At 63.5% G+C, this 12,398-nt stretch carries 14 protein-coding genes; 8 read left to right on the top strand and 6 right to left on the bottom strand.

The annotated features are described in order from the left end of the window. Positions 1-115: 115 nt before the first annotated feature. The gene (locus C8E02_RS06815) at positions 116-847 is read right to left on the bottom strand and encodes a helix-turn-helix domain-containing protein (protein ID WP_170152121.1); all 732 of its coding nucleotides are present in this window, start codon (positions 845-847) and stop codon (positions 116-118) included. Here C8E02_RS06815 and C8E02_RS17415 point away from each other — a divergent pair. Beyond that, positions 832-1,086, top strand: coding sequence for a hypothetical protein (locus tag C8E02_RS17415; protein WP_170152120.1), 255 nt, complete (start codon positions 832-834; stop codon positions 1,084-1,086). The two genes, C8E02_RS06815 and C8E02_RS17415, sit on opposite strands and share 16 nt — an antisense overlap. Before the next feature lie 130 nt (positions 1,087-1,216). Continuing rightward, the gene (locus C8E02_RS17410) at positions 1,217-1,393 is read left to right on the top strand and encodes a hypothetical protein (protein ID WP_170152119.1); all 177 of its coding nucleotides are present in this window, start codon (positions 1,217-1,219) and stop codon (positions 1,391-1,393) included. Positions 1,394-1,636: 243 nt separating this feature from the next. Here the strand turns inward: C8E02_RS17410 and C8E02_RS06805 are convergent, their stop codons facing one another. The 3 genes from C8E02_RS06805 to C8E02_RS06795 all read right to left on the bottom strand — a co-directional run bounded on the left by C8E02_RS06805 (position 1,637) and on the right by C8E02_RS06795 (position 3,772). Then, a complete protein-coding gene (locus tag C8E02_RS06805; protein WP_120810206.1) occupies positions 1,637-2,395 on the bottom strand; it encodes a sulfite exporter TauE/SafE family protein in 759 nt (252 codons plus the stop codon). After that, positions 2,392-3,420, bottom strand: coding sequence for a low-specificity L-threonine aldolase (gene ltaE / locus C8E02_RS06800; protein WP_120810205.1), 1,029 nt, complete (start codon positions 3,418-3,420; stop codon positions 2,392-2,394). The genes C8E02_RS06805 and ltaE overlap by 4 nt, the downstream gene beginning before the upstream one ends. Positions 3,421-3,547: 127 nt before the next feature. After that, on the bottom strand, positions 3,548-3,772 hold the full coding sequence (locus tag C8E02_RS06795; RefSeq protein WP_047966654.1) for a hypothetical protein: 225 nt from the start codon (positions 3,770-3,772) through the stop codon (positions 3,548-3,550). A gap of 171 nt (positions 3,773-3,943) precedes the next feature. Here C8E02_RS06795 and tcdA point away from each other — a divergent pair, with 171 nt between their 5' ends. Then, a complete protein-coding gene (gene tcdA, locus C8E02_RS06790) occupies positions 3,944-4,729 on the top strand; it encodes a tRNA cyclic N6-threonylcarbamoyladenosine(37) synthase TcdA (protein ID WP_120810204.1) in 786 nt (261 codons plus the stop codon). 139 nt (positions 4,730-4,868) lie between these two features. Here the strand turns inward: tcdA and C8E02_RS06785 are convergent, their stop codons facing one another. Both C8E02_RS06785 and C8E02_RS06780 read right to left on the bottom strand, forming a co-directional pair. Further along, a complete protein-coding gene (locus tag C8E02_RS06785; protein ID WP_047966673.1) occupies positions 4,869-5,603 on the bottom strand; it encodes a substrate-binding periplasmic protein in 735 nt (244 codons plus the stop codon). 73 nt (positions 5,604-5,676) lie between these two features. After that, the gene (locus C8E02_RS06780) at positions 5,677-7,311 is read right to left on the bottom strand and encodes a methyl-accepting chemotaxis protein (RefSeq protein ID WP_120810203.1); all 1,635 of its coding nucleotides are present in this window, start codon (positions 7,309-7,311) and stop codon (positions 5,677-5,679) included. 305 nt (positions 7,312-7,616) lie between these two features. Here C8E02_RS06780 and C8E02_RS06775 point away from each other — a divergent pair, with 305 nt between their 5' ends. From C8E02_RS06775 to C8E02_RS06755, 5 genes are all read left to right on the top strand, one after another. Then, the gene (locus C8E02_RS06775; protein WP_120810202.1) at positions 7,617-8,213 is read left to right on the top strand and encodes a Maf family protein; all 597 of its coding nucleotides are present in this window, start codon (positions 7,617-7,619) and stop codon (positions 8,211-8,213) included. A gap of 15 nt (positions 8,214-8,228) precedes the next feature. Continuing rightward, positions 8,229-9,725 carry a ribonuclease G gene (gene rng, locus C8E02_RS06770; protein ID WP_047966650.1) on the top strand — a complete coding sequence of 499 codons (1,497 nt, stop codon included), beginning with the start codon at positions 8,229-8,231 and terminating at the stop codon, positions 9,723-9,725. Between the two features lie 70 nt (positions 9,726-9,795). Continuing rightward, on the top strand, positions 9,796-10,578 hold the full coding sequence (cysE, locus tag C8E02_RS06765) for a serine O-acetyltransferase (RefSeq protein WP_047966649.1): 783 nt from the start codon (positions 9,796-9,798) through the stop codon (positions 10,576-10,578). 355 nt (positions 10,579-10,933) lie between these two features. Next, entirely contained in the window at positions 10,934-11,776 is an 843-nt protein-coding gene (locus tag C8E02_RS06760) for an isopenicillin N synthase family dioxygenase (protein ID WP_120810201.1), read from the top strand. A gap of 354 nt (positions 11,777-12,130) precedes the next feature. After that, the gene (locus C8E02_RS06755; protein WP_120810200.1) at positions 12,131-12,361 is read left to right on the top strand and encodes a DUF2061 domain-containing protein; all 231 of its coding nucleotides are present in this window, start codon (positions 12,131-12,133) and stop codon (positions 12,359-12,361) included. Positions 12,362-12,398: the final 37 nt, after the last annotated feature.

Raw genomic sequence — 12,398 nt, 5'->3', positions numbered from 1 at the left:
TTTGTGGGGGGAAGCTGGCGCCTCCTTTGGGCAGCAGGTCGGCCTGAGCTGTCATTCGCTTTCAATTGGAAGCCGCCATTAGCCGGCCCTTGGCGCACTGTGAAATGATCTTACTTCATACGGTAAAGCCAGCTTTTGTTACCACGGATAGTTGCTCTCTGTTCTGGCGCATGAGCGAACGGAAAGCTTCCGGATTTTTCTCATACGTTAACAACGTAGACACGATGCCGCCAAACTTAGCTGAAAAGAGCACAAAAGCTCTACCTAACTCTGCTCTTGTGTAGGCATCCTGAATTTCATCGACGGTTGCAACTTCCATATTTGCACTAAGGTGGCGGTAATCCTTGTACCCATAGCCACGGACCGGCAATCCTTCGTCTTCTAGAACAGAACAAAGCACATCTGCCGCTTTCACCATATCCAGTATGGAATGTCCAAACATTGGGGCAACAGTTGCGATGTAGTCTAGCTGCACCGCACCTTCTCCTTTCTCCATGCGTGCCCATGTCGATTGGCTGAGACCTGCAGCTTCTGCAACTTCTCCTTGGGAGAAGCCACCCCTATTGACATCTCCCCCTTTGTTCTTGCGTTCGACAACTAAGAGGTACATCAGGACAGCCCCATACTGGGCCACTTTTCTATTCGCAGTCATACGCATCCAAGCAAAAGTAGATAAACGCCAGCATACCACCGATAACGGATTAAAATAAGCACTATCAATGCTTAAATAATAATTTAAATTTAAATTCACATAAAAAACTGCATTTACTACCCGTTTTAGGGTTTGTATACTGTGACCAATGCTGCTAATACAAGTCAAGGAGGTCAAAAATGAAGTGGTCAGCACATGCAAAGTCTCGCTCGCAACAGCGAGGTATCCCTCTGATCGTGGTTGATCTTCTTGAGCGTTTCGGCAGTGAGGATCGAACCTACTCCGGTGGCAGAAAGGTTCGTTTTGACAAGAAAGGAAGGCGACTAGCAGAGGCATTTATGGGGCCTCTTGCGAAAGCTCTTGATAAGTACTGGAACTGCTATGCCGTGATAGCAGGCGACGGCACGGTTGTTACCGTAGCGCATGCTCATTGACCCGCAAGAAAGCAAATTTGATGCAAAAATTTCTAGCGATGAACATGGGAGACCTTTGGGGTCGCTATCACGATGGTCGGTGGGATCATGACTTCTATACTTGTTCGCCTAGATTAAGAAAGGAATGAAAATGTCAAACGACTACGAAGATGATGAGTACGACGAAGTGTATGAGGACTGGAAAGAGGAGGAGCGTCGGGAGGAAGAAGAGGCTCGGTACGAAAATGAGTGTATGGACAATGACCCGTACTCTGATGATGAAAAAGCAAACATGGGTTCATCAGAGTTTTTCTATGACAATGACTAGGCTCCACGGAGCATGTCCGGAATTTTGTGTAAAGCAGCCGTTGATCATTGCTGCAAGGAATGACTGCTTAGGCCGAACTGCGCGCACAGATTGTTCGGCAGGTTACTCAGTCAAGCAGTCATCCGAATGTCTGCTCCTCACACTCTAGGGCTAACTGCTCTTGGCCGACGGCAGCCATGCGATGGTGCGTGACCGACGGTTTTGGCCTGCCCCCACCCACTGCGGCCAACCTTGGCCGCCGCCTCAGCCATAAACCTTCCAGAAAAACGCCAGCGTCAGCACGCTGCCCAGTGCCACCACCACGCGCTTGAGCCAGATGGCCGGCAGGCGGCGGGCGAGGCGGGCGCCGGCCACGCCGCCGGCAATGGTGCCGGCCAGCATCACGCTGGCGGCCGGCCAGTCGACGATGCCGGCGACGATGAAGGTCACCACCGCCACGCCGGAGATCACCACCGACAGCCAGGTTTTCAGCGCGTTCATCCGTGTCAGCGTGTCCAGCGCGAACAGGCTGTACAGCGCCAGCATCATGATGCCCATGCCGCCGCCGAAGAAGCCGCCGTACACCGAGACCAGCAGCTGGCCGGCCAGTAGCCCGCCGCGGCTGCGGCCAACGTTGGCCGCGTGCCTGCCCATCCAGCGCGTCAGCGTGCTGCTGAAGGCGAACATGGCGGTGGCGAGCAGGATCAGCCACGGGATCAGCACGTCGAACAGCCGTGGTGATACCACCGTCACCAGCCAGGCGCCGAGCAGGCCGCCGGCGAGGCTGGCGCCGCTCATGCCGGCAAACTGGCGCTGGCCGGCGAGCTCGCGGCGGAAGGCGAGGCTGCTGGCGACGTAGCCCGGCCATTGCGATACCGAGCTGGTGGCGTTGGCGACGATGGGCGGCAGGCCGGCGGCGACCAGCGCCGGGAAGGTGAGCAGCGTGCCGCCACCGGCGACGGCGTTGAGCGCGCCGGCGGCAAACGCCGCCGCGAACAGTGCCAGCGCGAGGGTGAGCGTCATGCCGCCAGTACGCTGGCGAACACGGCGACGATGCGGTCGATGTCGGCGCGGCCGATCTGCCAGTGCGTCACCAGCCGCATCAGGCCGTGCTCGGGGCCGTTGGCCTTGATGCCGGCATCAAGCAGCGCCGCCATCAGTTTGCCGCTGTCCAGCGTCTCAGGCAGGCGGAACCACACCATGTTGATGTGCACGTCGTCCAGATTGACGTCGATGCCGGGCAGCGCGGCCAGTTGCTCGGCCAGGTAGCGGGCGTTGGCGTGGTCTTCCGGCAGGCGTTCTACCATCTCGGTCAGCGCCAGGATGCCGGGGGCGGCGAGCACGCCAGCTTGGCGCAGGCCGCCGCCGAGCAGCTTGCGGTTCTTGCGGGCGCGGGCGATGAAGGCGGCCGGGCCGGCGAGGATGGAGCCGACCGGCGCGGCCAAGCCTTTGGACAGGCAGCACATCACCGTGTCGCAGTACTGGGTGATGTCGCGCACCTCGCAGCCCAGATGCACCGCGGCGTTGAACACGCGGGCGCCGTCCAGATGCACCGGCACGCCATGCTGCTGCGCGACGTCCCACACCGCCTGCATCGCGGCCAGCGGGATGACGCGGCCGTTGCTGTGTGCGTTCTCGACGCAGATCAGCCCGGTGCGCGGCCAGTGGATGTCGTCACCGACACGGATGCGTTTTTTCACCTCGTCGGCGCGCAGTACGCCGTCGCTGCTGGCGATGGTGCGCAGCTGCACGCCGGCGATCACCGCCGCGCCGCCGGTTTCGTGCCACACGATGTGGCAGTCGTCGCCGAGGATGACTTCGTCGCCGCGCTGGCAGTGGGTGTACAGCGCCAGCTGGTTGCCGAAGTTGCCGGACGGCACGAACAGCGCGGCTTCCTTGCCGAGAATGCGTGCGGCCAACGTTTCCAGCTCGCGCACGGTGGGGTCGTCGCCGTAGACGTCGTCGCCGACCACGGCGTCGAACATGGCCTGGCGCATGGCGAGGGTGGGCTGGGTTACGGTGTCGCTGCGGACGTCAAGCACGGACATGGCGGGCTCCAATGACACACGGCAGCCGTGGGGCTGCCGTGTCGGGGTTGATCGGCAATGACACGATTGTGCCAGCCGTCATCGAGCCTGTAGAGGCCTATTTCGGATCAGTGTGTTCCGCGCGGGGTCAGCGAACGTGGTAGGCGGCCTTGATGGCGTCGGCCTGTTGCCGGGCGGCCGCCAGCGCGCTGCCGGGCATGCTGATGTCGGCGCCGCAGCTACAGCGCAGCGGCTGGTCGGGGGCCAGGCTGGCCAGGTGCTGGCGGGTCTGGTGGCTGCACTGCGGGCAGGCAATCACCACCGTGGCCTTGTAGTGCTTGTCCAGATCGATGTCAAAACGCGGCAACTTCATGCGCAATCTCCCGGTTGTCGCTGCCGCCTGCAGGATGCGGGGGCAGAATTTTCATGGTAGATCAACGATTTGCCTTGGCAAGGGCTGTTTGCACCGACAGTGTCCGCCTTGGCAGCAGGGGGGCGTTTTCGGTATGCTTGGCCGTTTTTTCCTGATGAATGTCGAGCGAAGATGAGTGCCGATCTGGAACGCCGCTTTGGCGGTATTGCCCGTTTGTATGGTGACGCGGCGTTGCAGCGTTTTGCTGCGGCCAACGTCTGCGTGATCGGCGTCGGCGGCGTCGGCTCGTGGGCGGTGGAGGCGCTGGCGCGCAGCGGCATCGGCCGCCTGACGCTGATCGACCTCGACAATATCGCCGAGTCCAACACCAACCGCCAGCTACCGGCGCTGGATCCGTACTACGGCATGGCCAAGGTGACCGCGCTGGCCGAGCGTGTGCGCGCCATCAACCCCGCCTGTGTGGTGACCGAGGTGGAAGACTTCGTCACCGAGGACAATCTGGAGCAACTGTTGGGGCAAGGCTACGACTACATCATCGACTGCATCGACAGCCTGAAGATCAAGACCGCGATTGCGGCGTGGTGTGTGCGGCGGCGGCAGAAGTTCGTGGTCTCCGGTGGCGCCGGCGGCCAGATGGACCCGTCGCGCATCGCGCTGGCCGATCTTGCGCAGGTGACGGAAGACCCGCTGCTGTCCAAGCTGCGCTACAACCTGCGCCGTCATCACGGCTTTAGCCGCGAGCCGGGCAAGAAGCTGGGGGTGCCGTGCGTGTATTCCACCGAGCCGCTGGTGTATCCGCAGGCGGCGGCCTGCGAGGTGGGTGAGGTGGGCGAGGCGCGCGGGCCGCAGGGGCTGTCCTGCGCCGGCTTTGGCGCCAGCGTGGTGGTGACCGCCAGCTTCGGCCTGTTCGCCGCATCGCAGGTGCTGAACCAGCTGGCGCGCACGGCCAAACGCTAAGAACCTGTTCAATGTCTGCTGCGCTTCGGCGATACGGCGTTAAAAACGCCTTCGGAATGCTCATTGACCCCATGTCAACTCCGCTTCCTCAGGCGTTTTTGCCTTGTCTCGCTCTAGCTCGCGAGACCTTGAACAGGTTCTAATTGCGCGGCAGCTGGTACTTGTCGCGGTAGAACTGCTGGATGCGCTCGTACTCGCCGCTGCCTTTCAGCTGCAGCAGCGCGTTGTCGAAGTCCTGGCGCAGGCGCTCGCGGCGAAAGCCGACATGGCGCGGCGAGCTGGGGAACAGCGCGTAGCTGAGTACCGCCTGGCTGCGGTTGTTGAGGTCGCGCTGCGTCGGATTGGCGTGGAAGATCAGCTCGTCGCCGATTACCACGTCGACGCGGTGATTGAACAGCATCTTGTTCTGGATGTCCTGGTCGCCCTGCTCGGCGTAGCTGGGCGCGCGTTCCACCGTGCGGCGGAAGTCGTCGCCGAGCAGTCGGCGCGCGTTCTGGAACGCCACCACCCGGTATTGCGCCAGCTGCGACAGCTGCGTCAGCACGATGCCGCTGCCCTGCAGCACGATGGCGCGGTTGCGGTAGTGCAGCAGCGGCTGCGAATAGAACACCCCTTCCAGCGACCCCGGCACCAGCGACAGCATGGCATCGACCCGGCCACTGTCCAGCATCGCCAGCCCGCGCGCCTGCGGCAGCTGCACCACCAGCGGCTGGTGGCCGGCCAGCCGCAGCGTGGCCAGCGCCAGCGCTACCTCCAGCCCGCTGTTGCCGCCCGCCTCGACATACGGCGGTTTGGCGAGGCCGACGGCCAGCCGCACGATGTCGGCACCGGCGGCGGTCGCGAACAGACAGCAGATCAGGAGCAAGCGCAGCATGCGGTACCGTTCTGTCATTGGCGGGGCGGAGTCTCCAGATTAGATCAAAAGCAAAATGACAGGTAACTGATCGTTACATCTTGAAGCGCGCCAGCGACAGGTTGAGCAGGCGCGCGGTCTGTTCCAGGCTGCCGGCCTCGTCCGACAGCTGCTGGCTGGTCTGCCCCTGTTGCGTGCTTTGCTGATCCAGCTGCTGCATGCCGTGGTGCATCTGCTGCAGGTCGTTGCGGATCGACTGCTGCTCGCTGACGATCTGGCCGAAGCGGCTTTCCAGCGATGCCAGCACCTGCCGCGTCTGTTCCAGTGCCTGCTCCATCGCGGTAGAGGTGCCGGACAGGGTGGCGGCCTCGTCGGCCTGGTGGGTGATGATGCCGGCGGTATCGTGGATGGTGTTCAGCAGCTTGGCGACAAAGCTGTCGGTCTCCGACAGCGTGTTCTGCGTCTGGCCGGCCAGCTTGCGCACCTCGTCGGCAACCACGGCAAAGCCGCGTCCGGCCTCGCCGGCCCGCGCCGCCTCGATCGCCGCGTTCAGCGCCAGCAGGTTGGTCTGCTCCGAGATGCCGGCGATGCGCTGCAGGATCTGGGTGATGTGCTGCACGTCGCTGGACAGCGCGTCAAAGCGCTGTGCCAGCTCGCGGTTGGCGGCGACGTGGCTCTGCATGTCCTCTGCCATCACCCCGACCTGGCTGCGCGACTGCTGCAGCTGCTGCTGTACCGCTTCCAGGTGCTGCTGCACCTCGTCGATGGTGTGGCGGCTGTTTTCCGCCAGACCGTGGATGCGCTCGCTGCGCTGCGCCAGCTGGCTCAGCTGTTCGCGGCTGCTGCTGCTGGAACTTTGCGTGTCGTGCGCGTTCTGGCGCACGTTTTCGGCGCTGTGGAAGGTGTCGCGGGCGTGGCTGGCGACATCGAGCAGGGTGTCGCGGAAACGCTGGCACAGCAGGTTGAAGCTGTGCGCGATCTGCGCGATCTCGTCGCGGCCCTGCGGGTGCAGCGGCGCGTTCAGCTGGCATTCCTCGGCGTGCAGCGCGATGTGGCTAGAGATGCGCAGGATGGCGCGCGATACCAGGCCGGACAGCCACCACGCGATCAGGGTGCCGAGCAAGAGGCTCAGGCCGCCGATGAACAGGGTTTCCTCCAGCACCCGCTGGCGCGAGGCCAGCGCGTCGGAAAGCAGGATGTCGGCGGCGATCACCACCTGCTGCCCGCCGATGGTCTGCGGGATGAACACCGAGCGGAAGGTGCCGTACTTGTCGGTGTATTCGTCGAATTCGATGCTGTGCTGCTGGAAGCTGCGCTTCAGGCCCTCGCTGGGCTCGTACTCTTCCAGATGGTGGCCGAAGGAGTTCTCCTTCAGCTCCTTCTCGCCGGCGCCGTCGGCGAGATAGACGATCTTGCCGTCCTTTTGCCACAACAGGTACAGATACACCACGTTGAACTGTTTGGCATAGGCGTCCAGCTTGCGGGCGTTGCTGACCATCTGCGCCTGGCTGATGCTGCCGGGGCTGAACATGCTGGCGAGGAACTGGTCGCCGAGCAGGGCCGGCACCGCGCGCGCGCTGGCGTTGAGGCGGGTATCGATCAGCGCCATCGCCTGTTCGCTGCTGCGCAGGTAGGTGTGGGTGCTGAATGCCAGCACCGTGACGATGTTCAGGAGCAGGAACAGGCAGGCCAGCTTGGTGCGCAGGCTGATGTCGTGCAGCAGTTTCATGGGGTCGCCATCCTTGTTATTGCAGTGGGGAAGATGCCGTGCGGGCTGTATTTTTTCATGACTTATAGATCAGAGAGGCGATATTGCCACTTTTCTGATTTGTCACAATGTTTTTCGAGTGAAACGACATTTTTTATGTTGTATGAAATGACAGCCGCGCGCGATGGCCGCTTGGTGGCGCACAAGGTTGGCCGCAACGCGGCGTGCCGCCGGCCGCCTGCCAGCGCACGCGGCCAACATATCCGGCACTGGCCCGCTCTGGTAATCTTGTGGTCATTGCGTTTCCCTTTGCAGATTGCCCGCTCATGAATTCCCGAAAGATCCGTCTTTATCTGGCCTCCGGCAGCCCGCGCCGCCGCGAGATCCTCGAACAACTTGGTTTCCAGCTGGAGCGCGTGCACGCCGACGTCGACGAGACGGTGCAGCCGGGCGAGGACGCCGTCGGCTACACCCAGCGTCTGGCGCGCGACAAGGCCGCCGCCGGCTGGAGCGTGGCACAGGCACTGGGGCTGCCGTCGCGGCCGCTGCTGTCGGCCGACACCACCGTGGTGCTGGACGGCGAGATCTTCGGCAAGCCGACCGACGCCGACGACGCCTTCCGCATGCTGCGCGCCTTTTCCGGGCGCACCCACCAAGTGCTGACCAGCGTGGCGATTCGCGAGGGCGAGCGCACCGAGATCGCCACCAGCTGCACCGATGTCACCTTCAAGCCGCTGACTGACGCCGAGATCGAGCGCTATCTCGATACCGGCGAACCATTCGACAAGGCCGGTGCCTATGGTATTCAGGGTAAGGCCTCGGTTTTCGTGCAGCACATTTCCGGCAGTTTCACCGGCGTCGTCGGTCTGCCCGTCTTTGAAACCGCGCAACTGCTGGCGGCCTTTGACATCACCCTGCCCTGAGCGCGAAAGGCCACCATGCTGCAACAACCGATTCCCCTGCCACGCGATCTGCCGCGTCCGAAAGAGCAGATCCTGGTCAACATCACGCCGCAGGAAACCCGGGTCGCGGTGCTGGAAGACGCCGTGGTGCAGGAGCTGCACATCGAGCGCGCCGCCAGCCGCGGCATCGTCGGCAACATCTATCTGGGCCAGGTCAAGCGCGTGCTGCCCGGCATGCAGAGCGCCTTCATCGAGATCGGCTTCGAGCGCGCCGCCTTCCTGCACATCGCCGACGTGCTGGAACAGCGCCAGCACCCGAGCGAGCCGCAGCGCATCGAGAAGATGCTGTTCGAGGGCCAGACCGTGCTGGTGCAGGTGATCAAGGATCCGATCGGCACCAAGGGCGCACGGCTGTCGACGCAGATCAGCCTCGCCGGCCGTTTCCTGGTGCACCTGCCGCAGGAAGAACACATCGGCATCTCGCAGAAGATCGAGGTCGAGGCCGACCGCCTGTCGCTGAAGGCGCGGCTGGAAAAGCTGCTGCCGGACGGCAGCCCGCGCGGCTACATCATCCGCACCAGTGCCGAGACCGCCACCGACGAAGAGCTGCGTGCCGACGTCGAGTACCTGTCCAAGCTGTGGTCGGACATCCGCTACAAGTCGCAGCATCTGCCGGCCAAGAGCCTGCTGTACGACGATCTGCCGCTGGCGGTGCGCGTGCTGCGCGACATGGTCAGCGACCATACCGAAAAGGTGATCGTCGACTCCACCGAGAACTACGGCAGGATGGTCGAATTTGCCGAGGCCTACGTGCAGTCGGCGGTGGACAAGATCGAGCGCTACAGCGGCGAGCGGCCGCTGTTCGAGCTGCACGGCATCGAGACCGAGATCGAGAAGGCGCTGTCGCGCCGCGTCAACCTGAAGTTCGGCGGCTACCTGATCATCGACCAGACCGAGGCGATGACCACCATCGACGTCAACACTGGCGGTTTTGTCGGCAACCGCAACTTCGACGAGACCATCTACAAGACCAACCTGGAAGCGACGCTGGCACTGGCGCGCCAGCTGCGGCTGCGTAACCTCGGCGGCATCATCATCGTCGACTTCATCGACATGGATAACGCCGAACACCGCGAGGCGGTGCTGGCGGAGCTGGCCAAGGCGCTGGCGCGCGACCGCACCCGCGTGACGCTGAACGGCTTCACCAGCTTGGGGCTGGTGGAGGTGACGCGCAAGCGCACCCGCGAGAGCCTGGCGCACGTGCTGTGCGAGTCGTGTCCGGTGTGTCAGGGCCGCGGCGAGATCAAGACCGCGCAGACGGTGTGTTACGAGATCCAGCGCGAGATCGTGCGCGAGACGCGCCGCTTCGAGGCCAAGGGCTTCCGCATCCTGGCGTCGCAGAGCGTGATCGACATGCTGCTGGACGAGGAATCGCAGAGTCTGGCGATGCTGATCGACTTCATCGGCAAGCCGATCTCGCTGTCGGTGGAGGCCACCTACAGCCAGGAACAGTTTGACGTGGTGTTGCTGTAAGTGTGGCTGTTGTAAAGCAGCAGGGCTGCCGCCACGTTGGCAGGGTGGCAGCAACAGAAAGGCAGTAGAAATGAGCGAAGCAAACCGCGATCCCTTGTGGCTCGCCATCCTGCAGGAAACCGAACAGGCGGTGCGTGACGAACCGCTGCTGGCCAGTTTCCTGCACATGACGGTATTGCGGCACAGCACGCTGGAAGACGTGCTGGCCTTCCACCTGTCCAGCAAGCTGGCCAGCCCGGTAATGGACGCCCGCGCGCTGCTGGAGCTGTTCCGCGAGGCGCTGGCCGCCGATCCGCAGATCAGCCGCGCGATGCGCGCCGACATCAGCGCCTGCTACGACCGCGATCCGGCCTGCGACCGCTACTCCACGCCGCTGCTGTACTTCAAGGGCTTCCATGCGCTGCAAAGCCAGCGCATCACCCACTGGCTGTGGCAGCAGGACAGAAAGACACTGGCGTATTTCCTGCAAAACCGCATCTCCGAAGTAATGAGCGCCGATATTCACCCGGCGGCGCGCATCGGTGAGGGCGTGATGCTGGATCACGGTACCGGCGTGGTGGTCGGTGAAACCGCGGTGATCGGCAACAATGTGTCCATCCTGCACGGCGTGACGCTGGGCGGCTCCGGCAAGGAGCGCGGCGACCGTCACCCGAAAATCGGCGATGGCGTGATGATCGGCGCCGGTGCTGCGATCCTCGGCAACCTGCGCGTCGGCGAGTGTGCCAAGGTCGGTGCCGGCAGCGTGGTGCTGGACGACGTGCCGCCGCACACCACGGTGGCCGGCGTACCGGCCAAGGTGGTGGCGCAGCTGGGGCCGGGCACCCCGGCCCTGGACATGGACCAGCGCGTATAAGCCGCGTCGCGCAGTCACTCCCGACGGCAAGCCAGGCGGCTTGCCGTTTTTTTTTTGTCCTGCTGCGGCGTTGCATGACCGCCGTCTCTGCCAGCGCCGCAAAGGTTGGCCGCAACGCGGAGACTACCCGCCGGCGCCTTGCCCGGGCCGCGGCGGGTGAGCGGGCATCAGCGGCGCGCCGGCGGCGTGCTATGGTTATGGCATGAATGCTGCAAAATGTGGCGTGACGGGCAATGTAAATGACATTGGTAAATTAAATCGGGTGCTTTCGTGCGCGGGCGCGGCTGTGTAGAATCGCCGCCGTGTCCCGTCCCGATATTGCCTGACGGTCACTTTCAGCAAGGGAACCCTTCCCATGAATGTACGCGTTGTAGACTACCGCGCCGCCGATGCGGCAGCCCAATTCACCCGCAGCCTGCACGAAACCGGCTTCGGCGTGCTGGTCAACCACCCCATCCCGCAGCAGCTGGTGGAAAGCATCTACCGCGACTGGCTGGCCTTCTTCGACAGCGAGCAAAAGCACGACTACGCGTTCTCGGTCGAGAAGCAGGACGGCTATTTCTCCACCGCGATCTCGGAAACCGCCAAGGGCGCGACGCAGAAGGACATCAAGGAATACTTCCATGTCTACCCGTGGGGGCGCATCCCGGCGCAGCTCAAGGCCGACGCGATGCAGTACTACGACACCGCCAACGCGCTGGCGGCCGAGCTGCTGGGCTGGGTGGAGCAGTACACGCCGCCCGCGATTGCGGCCAACTACAGCGAGCCGCTGTCCGGCATGATAAAGGGCAGCAACAAGACGCTGCTGCGCGTGCTGCGTTATCCGCCGCTGACCGGCGACGAGCCGGCCGGCTCACTGCGCGCCGCCGCGCACGGCGACATCAACCTGCTGACCATCCTGCCGGCCGCCAACGAGCCGGGGCTGCAGGTGCAGGACATGGACGGCAACTGGATCGACGTGCCGTGCGACTTCGGCATGCTGATCATCAACATCGGCGACATGCTGCAGGAAGCGTCGCAGGGCTACTACCCGTCCACCCAGCACCGCGTGGTGAACCCGACCGGCGACGGCGCGAGAAAGAGCCGGGTGTCGCTGCCGCTGTTCCTGCACCCGCGCGACGAGGTGGTGCTGTCGGCGCGCTACAGCGCCGGTGCCTACCTCGACGAGCGCCTGCGCGAACTGGGCGTCAAGACCTGAACGACTGCGGCGTGCGGCCACCCCTGGCCGCCGGCCGAGCGCCGGCACTCCCGCTGTTTGGGTGGCGCGCGTAGCCAACAATGTGGCCGCCGGCCTTGCTGCCTGGCGGCCACGTTTTTTGCCTGTCGTGCACCGGCTGAGCCGCATCCTGTTGCCTGCGCGCGGCCGACCACGGGCGACGGGGTTTACTGCCGCAATTGCCTCCCCCCGCGGTCGCCGCCTTGCCTGGCTGCGGGCACGGCATCCCGATCCGAATCTTGGCTATCGATTGGCTAAAAACATTCAATTTTAACTATTGAATGCGACTGGCTATCATCCCCCTGTACCACATCGCCAGTCAGCCGGGAGGCCATCATGCTCAAGACCATCACTTTCGCCATTTGCCACTTCAGCGTGGCGTTCACGGTGGCCTATCTGCTGACCGGCAGCTTCGGCATCGCCAGCCTGCTGGCACTGGTCGAGCCGCTGGTGAATACCGTCGCCTACTACTTCCACGAGAAGGCGTGGGACGGCATCCGCGCGCGGCGGCAGGGCGCACCGGATCGCGTCAGCGCCGGCCGGCACGGCTTTTTTCACGCCCATTGAGCGCGCCGGTGGCGACAAGGTTGGCCGCAATGCGTTG

Origin of the sequence: Vogesella indigofera, from assembly GCF_003633895.1 — a bacterium.
Classification (GTDB): domain Bacteria; phylum Pseudomonadota; class Gammaproteobacteria; order Burkholderiales; family Chromobacteriaceae; genus Vogesella; species Vogesella indigofera.
This window is presented reverse-complemented; position numbering and strand designations above follow the sequence as displayed.